The 16,548-nt window shown below is 65.7% G+C and carries 18 protein-coding genes; 8 read left to right on the top strand and 10 right to left on the bottom strand.

The window, feature by feature from the left end:
* Nucleotides 1-19 precede the first annotated feature (19 nt).
* Genes QA639_RS36015 through QA639_RS36005 form a run of 3 tightly spaced genes read left to right on the top strand, consistent with a single transcriptional unit; the run spans nucleotide 20 to nucleotide 2,212 of the window.
* Nucleotides 20-766 (top strand): ABC transporter permease subunit, encoded by a 747-nt coding sequence (locus QA639_RS36015; RefSeq protein ID WP_050387602.1) that lies wholly within the window; start codon nucleotides 20-22, stop codon nucleotides 764-766.
* A gap of 8 nt (nucleotides 767-774) precedes the next feature.
* Nucleotides 775-1,614, top strand: a complete 840-nt coding sequence (locus QA639_RS36010) for an ATP-binding cassette domain-containing protein (protein ID WP_157348142.1) — start codon at nucleotides 775-777, stop codon at nucleotides 1,612-1,614.
* 7 nt (nucleotides 1,615-1,621) lie between these two features.
* A complete protein-coding gene (locus QA639_RS36005) occupies nucleotides 1,622-2,212 on the top strand; it encodes a flavin reductase family protein (protein WP_050387540.1) in 591 nt (196 codons plus the stop codon).
* 34 nt (nucleotides 2,213-2,246) lie between these two features.
* Here the strand turns inward: QA639_RS36005 and QA639_RS36000 are convergent, their stop codons facing one another.
* Nucleotides 2,247-2,624 (bottom strand): hypothetical protein, encoded by a 378-nt coding sequence (locus QA639_RS36000; RefSeq protein WP_016844337.1) that lies wholly within the window; start codon nucleotides 2,622-2,624, stop codon nucleotides 2,247-2,249.
* 169 nt (nucleotides 2,625-2,793) lie between these two features.
* Here QA639_RS36000 and QA639_RS35995 point away from each other — a divergent pair, with 169 nt between their 5' ends.
* Nucleotides 2,794-2,949, top strand: coding sequence for a hypothetical protein (locus QA639_RS35995; protein WP_016844338.1), 156 nt, complete (start codon nucleotides 2,794-2,796; stop codon nucleotides 2,947-2,949).
* A gap of 40 nt (nucleotides 2,950-2,989) precedes the next feature.
* Here the strand turns inward: QA639_RS35995 and flbD are convergent, their stop codons facing one another.
* From flbD to QA639_RS35960, 7 genes are all read right to left on the bottom strand, one after another.
* Complete coding sequence (gene flbD, locus QA639_RS35990; protein WP_028333459.1) at nucleotides 2,990-4,375, bottom strand: sigma-54-dependent transcriptional regulator FlbD; 1,386 nt, start codon at nucleotides 4,373-4,375, stop codon at nucleotides 2,990-2,992.
* Between the two features lie 54 nt (nucleotides 4,376-4,429).
* A complete protein-coding gene (gene fliN, locus QA639_RS35985; protein ID WP_050387538.1) occupies nucleotides 4,430-4,780 on the bottom strand; it encodes a flagellar motor switch protein FliN in 351 nt (116 codons plus the stop codon).
* Nucleotides 4,781-4,800: 20 nt separating this feature from the next.
* A complete protein-coding gene (locus tag QA639_RS35980) occupies nucleotides 4,801-5,424 on the bottom strand; it encodes a FliH/SctL family protein (RefSeq protein WP_018273553.1) in 624 nt (207 codons plus the stop codon).
* A complete protein-coding gene (fliG, locus tag QA639_RS35975) occupies nucleotides 5,424-6,509 on the bottom strand; it encodes a flagellar motor switch protein FliG (protein WP_018273552.1) in 1,086 nt (361 codons plus the stop codon). Before fliG ends, QA639_RS35980 begins: the two co-directional genes overlap by 1 nt.
* A 1-nt stretch (nucleotide 6,510) precedes the next feature.
* Nucleotides 6,511-8,139 (bottom strand): flagellar basal-body MS-ring/collar protein FliF, encoded by a 1,629-nt coding sequence (gene fliF / locus QA639_RS35970; RefSeq protein WP_283088550.1) that lies wholly within the window; start codon nucleotides 8,137-8,139, stop codon nucleotides 6,511-6,513.
* A gap of 174 nt (nucleotides 8,140-8,313) precedes the next feature.
* A complete protein-coding gene (sciP, locus tag QA639_RS35965) occupies nucleotides 8,314-8,589 on the bottom strand; it encodes a CtrA inhibitor SciP (RefSeq protein WP_002714638.1) in 276 nt (91 codons plus the stop codon).
* Between the two features lie 174 nt (nucleotides 8,590-8,763).
* Complete coding sequence (locus QA639_RS35960; RefSeq protein WP_050387537.1) at nucleotides 8,764-9,624, bottom strand: LysR substrate-binding domain-containing protein; 861 nt, start codon at nucleotides 9,622-9,624, stop codon at nucleotides 8,764-8,766.
* Between the two features lie 80 nt (nucleotides 9,625-9,704).
* Here QA639_RS35960 and mdcA point away from each other — a divergent pair, with 80 nt between their 5' ends.
* The 3 genes from mdcA to QA639_RS35945 are packed head-to-tail and all read left to right on the top strand — an operon-like array spanning nucleotide 9,705 to nucleotide 13,446.
* Complete coding sequence (gene mdcA, locus QA639_RS35955; protein WP_157348124.1) at nucleotides 9,705-11,360, top strand: malonate decarboxylase subunit alpha; 1,656 nt, start codon at nucleotides 9,705-9,707, stop codon at nucleotides 11,358-11,360.
* A 12-nt stretch (nucleotides 11,361-11,372) separates the two neighbouring features.
* Nucleotides 11,373-12,632 carry a malonyl-CoA decarboxylase gene (locus tag QA639_RS35950; protein ID WP_283088549.1) on the top strand — a complete coding sequence of 420 codons (1,260 nt, stop codon included), beginning with the start codon at nucleotides 11,373-11,375 and terminating at the stop codon, nucleotides 12,630-12,632.
* A gap of 34 nt (nucleotides 12,633-12,666) precedes the next feature.
* The gene (locus QA639_RS35945) at nucleotides 12,667-13,446 is read left to right on the top strand and encodes an alpha/beta fold hydrolase (protein ID WP_028333452.1); all 780 of its coding nucleotides are present in this window, start codon (nucleotides 12,667-12,669) and stop codon (nucleotides 13,444-13,446) included.
* Nucleotides 13,447-13,505: 59 nt separating this feature from the next.
* On the opposite strand, the gene QA639_RS35940 is transcribed toward QA639_RS35945, so the two are convergent.
* Together QA639_RS35940 and QA639_RS35935 are read right to left on the bottom strand one after the other, a co-directional pair.
* Nucleotides 13,506-14,729 (bottom strand): OpgC domain-containing protein, encoded by a 1,224-nt coding sequence (locus tag QA639_RS35940; protein WP_050387536.1) that lies wholly within the window; start codon nucleotides 14,727-14,729, stop codon nucleotides 13,506-13,508.
* 124 nt (nucleotides 14,730-14,853) lie between these two features.
* Complete coding sequence (locus tag QA639_RS35935) at nucleotides 14,854-15,033, bottom strand: hypothetical protein (RefSeq protein ID WP_283088548.1); 180 nt, start codon at nucleotides 15,031-15,033, stop codon at nucleotides 14,854-14,856.
* A gap of 513 nt (nucleotides 15,034-15,546) precedes the next feature.
* Between QA639_RS35935 and QA639_RS35930 the strand changes: the two genes are divergently transcribed.
* Nucleotides 15,547-16,524, top strand: coding sequence for a helix-turn-helix transcriptional regulator (locus tag QA639_RS35930; protein WP_157348126.1), 978 nt, complete (start codon nucleotides 15,547-15,549; stop codon nucleotides 16,522-16,524).
* Nucleotides 16,525-16,548 lie beyond the last annotated feature (24 nt).

Here is a 16,548-nt window from a genome sequence, read left to right as displayed (position 1 = left end):
ACTTCCGAAGGTCGACGGGCTGATCCCCTGGGTCGTGCCGCTCGCGATCGTGCTGGTGTGGCAGCTCGCCTGCGTCACCGGCTACGTGCCCTCGCGGGTGTTGCCGGCGCCGACTGACGTCGCGGTGGCGGGATGGAAGCTGCTATTGTCCGGCGAACTGGTCCGCAACATCTGGGTCAGCTTCTGGCGCGCCTCGATCGGCTTCTTGATCGGCGGCGGCATCGGCTTTGCGTTCGGCCTCGCCAACGGCCTGTCGCAGCTGTCGGCAAAACTCACCGACACCACCTTGCAGATGGTGCGCAACATTCCGCACCTGGCGCTGATCCCGCTCGTCATCCTGTGGTTCGGCATCGACGAGTCGGCAAAGCTGTTCCTGGTCGCGCTCGGCGTGTTCTTTCCGATCTATCTCAACACGCTGCACGGCATCCGCACCGTCGATCCGCAGTTGATCGAGATGGGCCGCATCTACGGCATGACCGACGGTGAGCTGTTCCGCCGGGTGATCTTCCCCGGCGCGCTGCCTTCGATCTTCGTCGGCCTGCGCTTCGCGCTCGGCATCATGTGGCTGACCCTGATCGTCGCCGAGACCATCGCGGCCTCGTCGGGCCTCGGCTACATGGCGATGCAGGCGCGCGAGTTCATGCTGATCGACGTCGTCGTGCTCTCGATCCTGATCTACGCCTTGCTCGGCAAGCTCGCCGACAGCGCCTCGCGGGCGCTGGAGCGGCTGACCCTGTCGTGGCATCCCGCCTTCCAGAAGAAGTGAGAATGAGAATGCAAGAAGCGCTTCGTTTCGAAACCGCTGAAGCCGAGCCGGTCGACCGCACCGAGATCGTCGCGAAGGCGCGGCAGTTGCGGCGCGTGCCGGAAGGCGCGGCCCGCGGCCTGTCGCTGACCATCCGCGGCCTGCGCAAGGCGTTCGGCGACAACGAGGTGCTGCGCGGCATCGACCTGCACATCCCGGCCGGCCAGTTCGTCGCGATCGTGGGCCGCAGCGGCTGCGGCAAGAGCACGCTGCTGCGTCTGATCGCCGGCCTCGACGCGCCGACGGCGGGCAGCATCGCCTTCGGCGAACAGCCGAGGGCGCAGGACGTCCGCGTCATGTTCCAGGAACCGCGGCTGCTGCCCTGGGCGCGCGTGCTGTCCAATGTCGAGGTCGGGCTGGGGCGCGAGCGCTCGTCTGCTGATGCGCAGGCGCGCGCCGAGCGCGCGCTGGTCGAGGTTGGGCTCGGCGACAAGCGCACCCAGTGGCCGTCGGTGCTCTCGGGCGGGCAGAAGCAGCGCGTGGCGCTGGCGCGGGCGCTGGTCAGCCAGCCGCGCGTGCTGGCATTCGACGAACCGCTCGGCGCACTCGACGCGCTGACCCGGATCTCGATGCAGCAATTGCTGGAGCGGGTCTGGCGCGACCAGGGCTTTACCGCGATCCTGGTGACGCACGACGTCGCCGAGGCGGTCGCGCTCGCCGACCGCGTGCTGGTCATCGAGGACGGCCGCATCGCCGAGGATGTCGCGGTCGACCTGCCGCGGCCGCGCCGGCGCGGGTCGGCCGAACTCGCCGCGCTGGAGGGCGAGATTCTGAAGCATCTGCTCGAAGGCAGCGAAGACAGTCTGTGAGGTCGCCATGAATTCCGTCGTCCGCAATGTTTCGATCGAGCCCGCGGTTGCGGCCGCCGAATTCCGCGGCGCGATGCGTCACCTCACCGGCGGCGTCAGCGTGATCACGGCCGGTCGGGCTAAGGATATCTCGGGAATGACGGTGACCTCGGTGTCGTCGCTCTCGGTCGAGCCGCCGTCCTTGATCGTCAGCATCAACCGCGCGGCCTCGTCATGGCCGCTGATCGCGCGCCATGGCGTGTTCGGCGTCAACATCCTGGCCGCGGACCAGCGCGACATCGCCGAGCGCTTCACCGGCAAGGGCGGGCTGAAGGGCGCGGACCGCTTCACCGGAGCCTCGTGGACGACGCGCGCGTCAGGCGTCCCGCTGCTGGTCGGCGCGCTCGCCGCGGTTGATTGCGAGGTCGAGGAGACCATCGAACGGCATTCGCACGTGATCGTCATCGGCCGCGTGCTCGACGTGATCGCGTCAGAGCGTACCGCCGCGCTGGCGTATTGGCACGGCGAGTATGTCGCGATCGACCACGAGGAAGACGCGGCACGGCTGGCCGAGGTCAGCCTGCCGTCGCGTCATGTTCATGTGCGAGGGCCGCGCTAGCGCGCCGTGCTTACGTGGTTATCCGGATCGGACTTTAGAAAACTGCGCTCAGCGATGCCGGGCTGTCGATGATCACATTGCTGCCGCGGACGCCAGCCCATACGGCCTGGACGGTCTGAGCTGCATTGGCCAGCGGAATGCCAACGACGAGCGTGGTCGGGATGCGGCCAAAACTCGACGGGGTCTCGTTATAGGTGAAGCTTGCGACGACCGGCGAGACCGTGCCATTGACGGTGACGCCGAACACGCCGCCCGGAATGTCGTTGCCCGTGGCGTAGGGATTCGGAACGTTAAGGGTGATGATCGCGGTGGTGCCGACGCCCTCCGGAATCGTCAGGCTGAGGCCTTGCATCGGCGTTAAAGTCGCGGAGGTCGTGGACAGGGTGCCGCTGGTCTGCGCATAAAGGGCCATATCACTCTCCAGTTGTCTAAGAATGTAAACGCAATAGGAGATTGAATAAGGCAACCTGCCGCAAGATTCAAGGGATGAACGGCGCCGAGGCCGGCGCGGCATGTTGGCCGTGGCGCTTTCCCAATCGGCGCATTAAATGGCGCGGATGTTTCGGAGAGGTGACCGTTGGATGAAGCGCGTGGGAACCTGGCTGTTCTATCTCGTCGGTGCGATCGCCGTCGCCTATCTCGCGCTCTATGCCTATGTGACGTTCACCGGCCGCGATATCACGCCCGGCGATCCGATCCGGATCTTCCGCAAGCCCGACGCGCCCAGCTATTCGTGAGGCGAGGCAAGCGGCGGGACTAACCCGCCGCTTCCCGTTCTCAGCCGGCGTTCGCCATGCGCTGATAGTCGGGCGCGCCATTGCCGGCCGGGGTGATCGGGATGCCGCCGTCGGCATATTCGTTCAGCTTGTTGCGCAGCGTGCGGATCGAGATGCCGAGGATGTTGGCGGCATGGGTGCGGTTGCCGAGGCAGTGCTTCAGCGTTTCCAGGATCAGGTCGCGCTCGACATCGGCGACGGTGCGGCCGACCAGCGCGCGGGTGACCTGCTCGGCGGCCAGCGTGGCATGCGCGACCGCGGGCGCGGTCCTGGCAAGGTCGAGCCGGTCGCCATCGGGGGTCAGGATCGCCTCAGCGCCGATCTCGTCGCCCTGCGCCATCAGGACCGAGCGATGAATGGTGTTCTCGAGCTCGCGGACGTTGCCCTGCCAGCGGTTCGCGGTCAGGATGCGGCGGGCATCAGTCGAGATCGGACGGACCGGCATGCCGTTGGCCTCGGCATATTTCCTGGCGAAATGCTGCGCCAGCTCGAGGATGTCGGCCGGGCGGTCGCGCAGAGGCGGAATCTTCAGGTTGACGACGTTGAGGCGAAACAGCAGGTCCTCGCGGAAGGTGCCTTCGCGCACCGCCTCCGAGAGGTTGCGGTTCGAGGTCGCGATGATGCGGATGTCGACCGGGACCGGCTTGGTGCCGCCGACGCGGTCGATCACGCGCTCCTGGATCGCGCGCAGCAGCTTGGACTGCAGCCGGACATCCATCTCGGAGATTTCGTCGAGCAGCAGCGTGCCGCCGGTCGCTTCCTCGAACTTGCCGATGCGGCGCGCGACCGCGCCGGTGAAGGCGCCCTTCTCATGGCCGAACAGCTCGGATTCAAGGAGGTGCTCGGGGATCGCGGCGCAGTTGATCGAGATGAACGGCCGCTTGGCGCGGGCCGAGCGGGAATGGACGTAGCGCGCCAGCACTTCCTTGCCGGTGCCGGACTCGCCGGTGATCATGACGGAGGCGTCCGAGCCCGCGATCTGCTGCGCCAGCTTGATCACCCGGCCCATCGCCTCGTCGCGGTAGATCAAATCGCGCGCGTCATTGGCGACCGCGGCCAGCACGGCTGCGATCAGCTCGGGGTCGGGCGGCAGCGGGATGTATTCCTTGGCGCCGGCATGGATCGCGGCGACCGCGGCGCGCGCGTCGTTGGAGATGCCGCAGGCGACGATTGGCACGTGGATGTGCTCGGCTTCCAGCCGCATCACGAGGTCGCGGATGTCAAGGCCGACATCGACCAGCAGGAGGTCGGCGCCCTTGCCGCCGCGCAGCACGTTCATCGCCTGTTCGGCGGCCTCGGCGTGGGTCACCGAGGCGCCGTTGTCCATCGCGATCTTGGTCGCGGTCGTGAGCTGGCCCTTCAGGGTGCCAACGATGAGAAGCCGCATGATGATCTCCTGTTCGTCTGGTCGCGCAGGTCCCGCGCGTGACCGCCTGAGTTGTTAAGAGCGTTCTGCCTTGATGATTTCGGTCATGGTCACGCCGAGCTTGTCTTCCACCAGCACCACTTCGCCACGCGCCACCAGGCGGTTGTTGACGTAGATGTCGATCGCCTCGCCGACGCGGCGGTCGAGTTCGAGCACGGTGCCCGGTCCGAGCTTCAAGAGGTCGCCGACGTCCATCTTGGAGCGGCCGAGCACCGCCGAGACCTGCACCGGCACGTCGAACACGGCCTCCAGATCGGCCGCGATGCGCGCGGCATGCTCGTCTTCGTTGTAGCCGATGTCGTCGATGCTGGGCGCGTCGGCGGAATTGAGATCGGGAAGCGGGACTTGGGTGTCGGTGTCGGTCATGGTTCAGCCCTCAATCGCCTTCAGCCGGCCTGGCCGCGGGACGCCAGATAGCGCCCGACGAGTTCGTTGATCTTGCCTTCGATCGCGGCGCGCTCCAGCACGACGCCGCCATCGGCCCATTCGATCCGGCAGTCGCCGGTCGCAATCGTCGGCTCGGCCAGGATCACCAGCCGGCCCTGAAAGCCGGAATGCGCCGCCATCCGCTCGATATTGTCATGCGCCGCCTCGTAGAGCGCGTCATTGATGCGGACCACGAGATGCGGCGTCGCCACCAGATGCGAGAAGCAGTCGGAGACCAGCGCGGTGATCTCGCCGAGCGGCTCGCGCGCGATCAGCTCGGAACAAAGCTTGCGGGCGACCGCCACCGCGACGTCCACGGCCTCGGTCTCCATCCGCGTCTCGATGCCGGCGAAGCGCGCCGCGATGCCCTTGATCGCGGTGCCGATCTCTTCCAGCGCCTGCGCGGCGCGGCGGTCGCTCTCGACCTTGGCCTCGCGCAGCGCGGCCTCGTAGCCGGCGCGATAGGCCCGCGCCTCGGCGTCGGCGACCTTCTGCGCGACCTCGGCCGGGGTCGGCGCGCGTTCGCGCGCCCGGTCCGGCGCCGAGAAATCCGTGTCGAACAGGAATTTTGCGGGCGCGGCCATCAATACACCAGCTCGTCGTCGGCGCGGTTCTTGGTCAGCGTGATCTCGCCGCGGGCGGCGAGGTCCTTGGCGAGGTTGACCAGAAGCGCCTGCGCCTCGTCGACGTCGCGCAGCCGCACCGGACCCATCGCGGCCATGTCGTCCATCAGCATCTTGCCGGCGCGCGAGGACATGTTGCCGAGGAAGAAGCTGCGCACCTCCTCGTTGGCGCTCTTCAGCGCGACGCCGAGCTTGTCCTTGTCGATGTTACGCATCAGCGTCTGGGCCGAGGCGGTATCGAGCTTGATCAAATCGTCGAAGGTGAACATCAGCGCCTTGATGCGCTCGGCGGATTCGCGGTTCTCCTCTTCCAGCGAGGTGATGAAGCGGGTCTCGGTCTGGCGGTCGAAATTGTTGAAGATCTCGGCCATCACCTCATGGGCGTCGCGGCGGCGGGTCTGCGACAGGTTCGACATGAACTCGGTGCGCAGCGTCTGCTCGACGCGCTCGATGACTTCCTTCTGCACCGCTTCCATCCGCAGCATGCGGCCGACCACGTCGAGCGCGATGTCCTCGGGCAGGATCGCGAGCACGCGCGCGGCGTGCTCCGGCTTCAGCTTCGACAGCACCACGGCGATGGTCTGCGGGTATTCGTTCTTGAGGTAGTTGGCGAGCACCTCTTCCTGCACGTTGGAGAGCTTCTCCCACATGTTGCGGCCGGCCGGACCGCGGATCTCGTCCATGATGCCGGAGACGCGCTCGGCCGGCAGGTATTGCTGCAGCAGCCGCTCGGTGGCGTCGAAATTGCCCATCAGCGCGCCGGAAGCCGACATCCGCGAGACGAATTCCAGCATCAGGTCCTCGACCACGTCGGCCTCGACGGTGCCGAGGGTCGACATGTGAACAGACAGCTCGCGGACTTCCTCGTCGTCGAGCATCGACCAGATCTTGCCGCCATACTGCTCGCCGAGCGCGAGCATCAGGATCGCCGCGCGCTTGGGGCCGGGCAGCGGCTTGCCCTTGGGCCGGGCGCTTTGCCGGTTTGCCAGCGTCGAGAGGACGGTGGCGATGTCGTTGGCGTTGGTGGTCTGGGGTACGGCGGCCATGTCAGTTCTCTACCGGCTCGCTCAGCCATTGACGGACGATTGAGACGGTTTCGTTCGGATTGCGTTCGGCGAGCTCGCCGACCCGGTGCACGGCCTGGGCGTGGACCTGGCCCTGGATCTGGGCGACGTCGATCAATTGCGCCGCGCCGCTGCCGCTCGGGATCAGCGCCTGACCCGGTGCTGCGGCGCTCTCGGCATGGGCTTCCGCCAGCGCGGGCATGCCCGCGCCGGTCAGCGCCGGAATGACGTCGGCCGCCACGATGCGCTTGACCAGCGGACGGACCACCATGAACAGCACGACGAGGCCGAGCATCATCATGACGCCGAGCTCGATGACGTACATCACGTCATCCTTGGTGAATTGCAGCATGCCGAGCAGGCCGGTCGGTTCGGCGATCGGCTGCGCGGCGGGCGGCTCGGCGAAGCGCAAATTGACAACCTCGACCTGGTCGCCGCGCTTCTGGTCGAAGCCGATCGCGGAGCGGACCAAAGCGGCGATGCGGTCGAGCTGCTCCTTGGTGCGGTCCTGATAGACCAGCTCGCCCTTTTCGTTCTTGGAATAGCTGCCGTCGACCAGCACCGCGACCGAGATACGGTTGACGCGGCCGGCCTCGGTCACCTCGGTCTTGGTGGTACGTGAAATCTCGTAATTGTTGGTCTCTTCGCTCTTCTTGCTCTGGTCGCGGGCGCGGGAGGCGTTGTCCTGGTTCTGGCTGCCCGGCAGCTCGTTGGCGACGGTGACCTGGCCGGAATTGTCGGCGGTGAGGCTACTTTCCTCGCGGGTCTGGGTCGAGCGCAGCACCCGGCCCTCGGGGTCGAACTTGTCCGAGGTCTGGGTGATCTTGTTGTAGTCGAAGTCGGCGGAGAGCTGGACGCGGGCCCGGCCGGTGCCGACCACCGAGGAGACGATGTCCTCGACCTGCTTGCGCATCCGCTTCTCGAAGGCGGCGCGGCGCTCGTCGCCGACCGCGGCATCGGCATCGGACTGGGCGCCGTCGGCGAGCAGCTGGCCGGCCTCGTCGACGATCGAGACCCGCTGCGGCTTCAGCCCGTTGACCGCGGAGGCGACGACGTGGCGGATCGCCCGGATCTGCTGCGGCTCCAGCGCGCCGCGCACCCTGAGCACGATCGAAGCTGATGGTTCCGGCGTCTCGCGCGAGAACAGCGGCTTCTCCGGGAGCACAAGGTGGACGCGCGCGGCCTGGACGCGGTCGATGGCGCGGATGGTGCGGGCGAGCTCGCCCTCCAGCGCCCGCAGATGATTGATGTTCTGGACGAAGCTCGTGGTGCCCAGGGCATCCGACTTGTCGAAGATCTCGTAACCGACGCCGCCGCCCTTGGGCATGCCGCCCTCGGCGAGCTTCATGCGGAGCCGGGTCACCTTGTCCTTCGGCACCATGATCGCGGCGCCGTCATTGCGCAGCTCGAACGGGATCGCCTGGCGCTCGAGCTCCTTGATGATTCCAGAGGAATCCTCGGTCGACAGGTCGGTGAAGAGGGTGGTCATCTGCGGCGTGGTGACGCGCATGATGACGAAGGCGAAGAAGCCGATCAGGGCCGCGGTGACTGCAATCATGGCCGCGAGGCGGGCCGCACCAAGACCTCTCAGGAAAGCAACCAGACTTTGCACCAACGGCCCCCAGGGATTCGGCCCGCGCGGGTCCGACTGGGCAAATATTGCCTAGGGTATGGTTTCCATATGGTTAACGACGGTTAAGGACCGCGGCAAAATCGCGGACATGAAAAAAACCGGCTTCGCAAGGCGAGGCCGGTTTTCGTCAAATGCCACAGGATCGGCGTCGAATTACTGCCGATATTGCTGGATGCGGGTGGTGCGCAGCCCGGCCAGACCATGCTGGTCGATCGAGAACTGCCAGGAAAGGAATTCATCGACGGTCAATGTGTAGCGGCTGCAGGCTTCCTCGAGGGAGAGCAGGCCGCCGCGGACCGCAGCGACGACTTCGGCCTTGCGGCGGATGACCCACCGTTTGGTACCGGGGGCCGGCAAATCCGCAATCGTTAACGGGCTGCCGTCAGGCCCGATGACGTATTTCACCCTCGGGCGATGGGGTTCTGTCATGGCGTACTCACAAACTCTCAACCACTGAACTCGCAAGGGGTAAGCTACGCCTCCCGGTTTAAAATTTGCCTAAGCCCAAGCGTTCAATACGAATCTCGTTGGAACGGCCGGGAACATTCGGGTCTGCCGCTGGCAGGCAGACCAGCGCGCGGCGCAATTCGCGGTTCGGCGCGCTCAAATCGTGGGGCGAAGCGGACCGCGCGCCAACGTCAGCAAGGCATCGGCGAGCGCTTCCGAGGCCTTGTCCGGCCGTCTTTTCTCGTAGATGGCGAATTCCAGATCGGGAAGCGGCGGCAGGCCGTCGCCAATTCCGAGAATGCGCAGGCCCGTGGTGACGGCGCTGAGCGGCAGCGGAGTAATGGCAAGTCCCGCGACGGCGGCGGCGCGGACGCCGGTCAGGCTCGGGCTGGTATAGACGATCTCCCAGCCGAGCTCGCCGTCGCGCAGCGCGGAGAGCGCGGCATCGCGCGACACCGATCGTTCGCGGTACAGCGCCAGCGGTAGCGGCGCGCCGGGAACGAGATCGAACGTTTCCGCCGCGGTCCACACCAGCGGTTCGCGCCACACCAGGCGGCCTTTCGACGTTCCGAGCGGCCGCTTGGCGAACACCAGATCGAGCCGTCCCGCATCGAGCTGCTCGATCAGTTCGGCGCTGACGCCGATCAGCACCTCGAGCTTGACGCCGCGATGCAGCGCGGCGAAGCGGCCGAGCGCCGACGGCAGCGAGCCGCCGGCGACTTCCTCGACCACGCCAAGACGGACCGCGCCGGACAGCCGCGGCGCCACCAGCCGCTGCCGCGCCGCCTCCTCCAGCTGCAACAGACGCCGTGCGTCGCCGAGCAGCATCTCGCCTTCGTCGGTCAATGCGACGCTACGCGTCGTGCGCCGGAACAGCGGCCGCCGGGTCTCGAGCTCTAGCCGCTTGATCTGCTGGCTGATGGTCGACTGGGTCAGATGCAATTGCTCGGCGGCGCGGTGGAAGCCGCCGCAATCGGCGACCGCAACGAAGGCCCGCAAAAGTTCGAGGTCGAGCATCGATTAATCCATATCTGTAATCAATCATATTATAGAATATCGTTTCTATTATCAATGCCGGCCGCCTACCTTCGCTTCAGATGATCAAGCAAGGAGAGGCCATCATGTCGGAGACGACACCACGAACCGATCGCACGGCGCGTCTGGCGCGCGCGCGAGCTGTCGGCGGCACGAACGGAAAGGTCTGCCCGCCCGACCGCGCGGTCGAGCTGCTCGAGGCGGTCATCGCATCCGGCGACCGGGTTGCGCTCGAGGGCGACAACCAGAAGCAGGCGGACTTCCTGGCCGCGTGCCTCGCCGGAGTGAACCCGGCGCGGGTGCATGATCTGCACATGGTGCAGTCGGTGCTCGCGCTTCCCGATCATCTCGCGGTGTTTGAACGCGGCATCGCCAACCGCCTGGACTTCGCCTTTGCCGGCCCGCAGAGCCGCCGTCTTGCCGAGCTCGTCGCCGCCAAGGCGCTGCGGATCGGCGCGATCCATACCTATCTCGAGCTTTACGCGCGGATGCTGGTGGACCTGACGCCGCAGGTTGCGCTCATCGTTGCCGACAAGGCCGATCGCGACGGCAATCTGTACACCGGTCCGAACACCGAGGACACGCCCACCATCGCCGAGGCCGCGGCGTTCCGCGGCGGCGTCGTCGTGGCGCAGGTCAACGAGATCGTCGGTCGTCTGCCGCGCGTTGACATCCCCGGCGACTGGGTCGATGTCGTGGTGCCCGGCCCGAAGTTGTATGCGATCGATCCGCTGTTCACGCGCGATCCCGCCAAGATCAGGGACGAGAACGTCCTGATGGCGATGATGGCGATCGCAGCAGTGTATGAGCCTTATCAGGTGACACGGCTCAATCACGGCATCGGCTATGCCACCGCGGCGATCGAGCTGATCCTGCCGACCTTTGCCGCGAGGCGCGGGCTGAAGGGCAAGGTCGCGCGGAATTTCGTGCTCAACCCGCATCCGACGCTGATCCCCGCGATCGAAGCCGGCTTCGTCGATAACGTCTATTGCTTCGGCTCGGAGCTCGGCATGGAACGCTATGTCGCCAGCCGTCCCGACGTGTTTCCGGTCGGCGCCGACGGCAATCTGCGCTCCAACCGCACACTGGCGCAGGTCGCCGGACAATATGCCTGCGATCTGTTCGTCGGCGGCACCTTGCAGATCGATCCCGAGGGCAACAGCTCGACCGCCACCAAGGACCGCATCACCGGCTTCGGCGGCGCGCCGAACATGGGTGCCGATCCGCGCGGCCGGCGCCACGACAGCGCTGCCTGGCTGCGCGCCGGCGAGGAAGCAGGCGAGCGCCTGCGCGGCCGCAAGCTCGTGGTGCAGATGGTCCAGACCCGGCAGCCGAACGGCGCGCCGAGCTTCGTCGAGCGCCTCGACGCGTTCGACCTCGCGGCCTCGGCCGGCTTCGCGCTGCCGCCCGTCATGATCCATGGCGACGACGTCAGCCACGTGATCACCGAGCGCGGCGTCTGCAACCTGTTGCGTTGCCGCTCGCCGCAGGAGCGCGAGGCCGCCTTGCGCGCGGTCGCCGGCGACACCGAGTTCGGCCGGCGGCAGGACGCCGGGACGACCGACGGCCTGCGCCGCCGCGGCATCGTGATGCTGCCGTCCGATCTCGGCCTCGACGTCGAGACGGCGACGCGCGACTGGCTCGCCGCGAAATCGATCGACGACCTCGTCGCCGCATCGGGCAACCTCTACACGCCGCCCGCCAAATTCCGCAGCTAGAAGGAGGCTCCCATGACCCACGCCGAGCACATCCCAGGCAGTCCACCGGCCTCGCTCGATCAAGCGAGGCAGCTCGCCGCGGCACTGTTGTCCGAGCGCGGCGAAGCGTCGGGCGCCCTGATCGCACGCCAATTGCAGCAGACCATGCGCGCGCTCGATGCCGACGGTCGGCACGGCTTTCAAAGCTATCTGGCGAGCGCGTTTCAGCCCGACGCGGCGGCGCTGCAGGATGCGGCGAAGCGCTATCTTGCCGACGGCACCGCGGCGGCCGCGGCCGCTTTGGCCGACGCCGCCGATCCGCCGCGGCAGGAGGTGCTGCGGCGGATGAACATGGCGCCCGGCGGCACGGCGAGCCTGATCGCAATGCGCAGTGAGATCGCCGGCCGTCTCGGCTCCGAACCGGAGCTGAAGCTGCTCGATGCCGATCTCAAGCATCTGTTCGTCTCATGGTTCAATCGCGGCTTCCTAAAGCTTCGCCGCATCGACTGGCAGTCGCCGGCCGCCGTGCTCGAGAAGCTGATCGCCTATGAGGCGGTGCACGAGATCAAGGGCTGGGACGATCTGCGCCGCCGCCTTGCGCCCGATCGCCGCTGCTTTGCCTTCTTCCATCCCGCGCTGCCCGGCGAGCCGCTGATCTTCGTCGAGGTCGCGCTGGTGCAGGGATTGGCCACCGCCGTGCCACCGCTGCTGGTGCAGGATGCGGATCAAGACAGCGCAGGCCTCAGGGCGGCGCATGCCGACACCGCGATCTTCTATTCGATCTCCAACTGCCAGGACGGACTGCGCGGCGTGTCGTTCGGCAATTTCCTGATCAAGCAGGTGGTCGAGGAGCTGCAAGCGGAATTCCCGCAGCTGAAACGCTTCTCTACGCTGTCGCCGATCCCGGGCTTCCGGCGCTGGCTCAGCCAGCAGCCGCAATCCGGCGGCAACGAGGTCGCGATGCTGCGCGAGCTGGACCGCGAAGGCTGGTGGCACGACGCGGCGACCTGCGAGACCTTGCGTCCGGTCCTGATGAGGCTATGCGCGCAATATCTCACGCGCTCGCCGGCGTCCGGGAATCGCATCGATCCGGTGGCGCGCTTCCATCTCGGCAACGGTGCCCGATTGGAGCGGATCAATTGGCTCGGCAACACGGCCGATCGCGCGATGGCGGAATCCTTCGGCATCATGGTCAACTATCTTTACGATCACGACAGCATCGAGCGTAACCATGAGGCCTTTGCGCGCGTAGGAGAGATTGTCCGTTCACCGCAGGTGGACGCGCTTCTCTGATTTTCAACTCAGCATACGACAACGGAGCAGTAACATGATGATGAACAGACGCGCCTTCTCGACCGCCTTGCTCGCTGGAGCTGCGGCTTCACTGGTGTCCTCGCGCGGCATGGCCGCCACCACGCCGCCGGTCAAGGCGCGCAACGTCGTGCTGGTGCACGGCCTGTTCGCCGACGGCTCCTGCTGGTCCGAGGTCATTCCCCGCCTGCAGGCCGCCGGGCTCAACGTGACGTCGGTGCAAAATCCGCTGACCACGTTGCCTGAAGCGGTTGCCTCCGCGCAGCGGGTGCTCGATCGCCAGGATGGTCCGACCGTGCTGGTCGGCCATTCCTTCTCCGGCATGATCGTCACCGAGGCCGGCGTGCATCCGAATGTCTCGGCGCTGGTCTATGTCGCAGCGCGCGCACCCGATGCGGACGAGGATTACACCGCGCTGGCCAAGACCTATCCGACGCCGCCCGCGAGCGCCGGCATCGTGTTCGACGGCGACGAGGGCCGTCTCAGCGAACAAGCGTTCTTGCGCGATTTCGCCGGCGACCTGCCGGAGGCCAAGGCGAAGGTGCTCTATGCCGTGCAGCAGCCGTTCCACAAGCAACTGCTGGCCGGCAAGACCAGCCATGCGGCCTGGCGCAGCAAGCCGAGCTACTACGCCGTCTCGACCGAAGACCGCACCATCAATCCGGATCTCGAGCGCTTCATGGCCAAGCGGATGGGCGCCACCACGATCGAGGTGAAGGCCAGCCATCTCGCGCTGATCTCGCAGCCCGACGCGATCGCCCGGCTGATCCTCGACGCCGCGCGGCAGTCGAGCTGAGCGTCGGCGTTGACCGTGCGTGGGAGAGCATCCGCTTCTCCCGCGCACGATGGCGCGCTTTAGAGGATATGCGCGCCGTGACCGTCGAAAATGCCGCGATCGGCGGCGCGCGGCACAGGATCATGTCCGGCGGCGGTGTCGACATCCGGCGACCGGGCGCGCTTGGTGCCGAGCGTGTTCAGCAGCGTCGCGGCCGCGGCCATCACAAGGACACCGGCAAGACTGAGTCCGATCTGCATCGAGAGCCGGTTCGAGATGTCGAACAGGTCGCATTGGCTGGCGAGCGCCAGCAGGACGCCGAGACAATAGATCGGCAGCGAGTTCTCGCCACAACGCCTCGCGCTGTGCAGCATCGGCGTCGACAGTCCCTGCCAGCCCGCTGGAACGAGCCATGACACCACGATGGCAAGTGCCAGAAAATGCAGCAGCCGCAACGGGCTCAAGTTCGACTTGTCCATCGGAAACAGCAGATCCGTCAGCGCCTGCGGCAGCAGCGGCGGCTTGATGCCGTGGCCCAGCGCAACGACGAAGCCGAACGCGAGATAAAGCGCCGACAGAACCAGCGCGGGGCGCGACGTCACCCATCCCTGGATGGTCCTTCCCTCGATGACATACCATGCGCCCAGCACCACCGGAAGCTGCCAGGCCAGCGGGTTGAAGAACCAGACGCCGTCGGGCCAGGCGGGAATGCTCCAGCCGAAGACGTGCACCAGCGCGTAAAGCGACAGCGAAAGACCAAGCGCCAGGTTCGGCGCTCGCAGCAGCAGCCACAGCAGCGGTGCGAACAACACGTGACAGATCACAAAGACCGGCAGCACGTCGGTATTGACAGGGTGGAATTGCAGGACCGCGGCGTGCGCAAGCGCTGCGCCTGGACGTTCGAACAGAACCCGCGTATTGCTGTCGTCGGCGAGACGGTCGCTGCCCGCGAGGTAGACGACGATCGCGCAAGCGAGCGTCAGCAACAGAAAGGCGGCATAGATATCCCATCCCCGCCGCAGCGAACGGCCGATCATGCCGCGCCAACCGTCGCGCTGACGCGCCCTGCCGTAGGCCAGTGCGCAGGTGACGCCCGAGATGAACATGAATATTTCGGCGGCATCGCAGAAGCCGTAGTTGCGCAGGGTCAGCCAACTTCCGACGTTGTCTGGAATGTGATCGAGAAAGATCCACCACAACGCGATTCCGCGACAGACATCGATGCGCGGGTCGCGGCCGGTCGATCTGAACTCCGGCGGGGTCTCGCCGAGCAATCGCTTCGAGCTGCGGGTTCGATCGTGCATCTGTCGATCTGTCTGGCGGGCGCGCGCGGCCTCACCGGACCTAGGTCCATGAGACGCTCGGGTGCTCCGAGGCGTGCGCGTGCCGGACTAGCCTCCGGCCAACCTGTATGATTGTGCGCTCCAGCTACCCGATCGGCGGCGCTTCCGCCGGCCAGCCGCAATCACGGGGGCCGGGCGGATCGCTATCCTCTGACGGCGCCGCCTGCGCGACGTCGCCGATGGCCGGCAACAAATGCTGCTTTCGCATTTCGGCGAGGCGGGCGCGACAGTATTCACGATAAAGCATGTCGAATATGATGGACATGATCGAACGCCTTCTTGATCACTAGGTTGACTTTCCCACGTGACAGATTTCGACCATTTCAACCGGCGGCGATAACCGACAAGTGCCGCAGGCAGTCCGACGCAACCAAAATCGATATCAGTCGTTCTACTGAATGACCTGCGCGTGGCGACTTAGCCAGGAGACCGCGTACAGGGGCATGACACTGATTTGCGCTTTACTCTGCCAGGAATGTTTGAAACGGATCCGATGGCAGCAATTATAAATAGAGCGATCGCGACTGCTTCTTCTTAAAAGGGAAATTTGCCGCGATTTTCATAATGTCATTATATACATAATATTCTGACCACCAAGTGAACCAGTTCACATCAGCATCAATCACAGGCGAACAAGACTAGCAGACCGGTAACGTGGCTTCTTGGACTCATGCGCACGGATCGGGCGAAGGCCGGTGCGTGAATCGCAAAATGCAGATACTGACTGTGGAGTGCCGCAGCATTTCATTCTGATGTTTTGTGAAGGCTGGAGGTCCCCATGCCGATGGACGCAGCCAATTTCGCATCGTATCGATTTTCGACGTGCGAGCTTCCGGAACGCATTCGTATCCCGCTCTGGCGCGAGCACTTTGGCCGATGCATCGTGCACGCCGATATCGAGCCTCTATCGAACGTTTCATTCCAGGCCGATGCGTCGCTGCGAGCGGTTCAGGGTTTGCGCATGCTGGCGCTGAAAGGCACGTCGATGCGGTTCAAACGTTTGCAGGCGAACCTTGCCGATGGCGATGACTCCATCGGGATCATCTTCTGCTCTCCGGGCAGAGGTCAGCTATCGCAGCGCGGCCGGGACGCCGATTTTCGCGCCGGCGATGCAATTGCAATTCTGCATTCCGAGCCCGCCAGCGTCACCTATATCGACGGATTGCAATTCGGCCTGGCCGTGCCGCGCGAAGCACTTGCGCAGCGCGTGACCGACGTCGAAGGCCTCGTCATGCGGCCGATTTGGCACCGGACAGAAGCATTTCGACTGTTCATCTCATATCTGAAGTCGGTGCTTAAGACGAAAGCGCTGAGCGCGCCGAAGCTTCGCGATACGGTCGTGACCCATATCCACGATCTCATCGCGCTCGCGATCGGCGAGTGTGCTGCGCTGGGCGAGAGCAGCGCGAGCGCCGTCGTTGCTGCGCGGCACCGTGCCGTGCTCGACTACATCGCCGCACACTTTGAGGAGCCCGGGCTCAGCGTTCAAACGGTTGCGCGTGACCAGGGCATCTCGTCGCGCTATCTGCAGCGCCTGATGACATCATCAGGGCCGTCGTTCACCGAGCGCTTGAATGAATTGCGGCTCCAGCGGGCGCTCAAATTGCTCACCGAGCCCGACGCCGGCCGTCGGCGGATTTCCGATATCGCGCTCGAAGTCGGCTTCTCGGATGTTTCGTATTTCAACCGTCTGTTCCGAACCCGCTTCGGCGATTCGCCGCGCGGCGTCCGGCTCGCCCGAAAGGGTTCTCACTGAGCGACGGTACTCCGGTCGGCACAC

This window comes from Bradyrhizobium pachyrhizi (assembly GCF_029714545.1).
Lineage (GTDB): Bacteria > Pseudomonadota > Alphaproteobacteria > Rhizobiales > Xanthobacteraceae > Bradyrhizobium > Bradyrhizobium pachyrhizi.
This window is presented reverse-complemented; position numbering and strand designations above follow the sequence as displayed.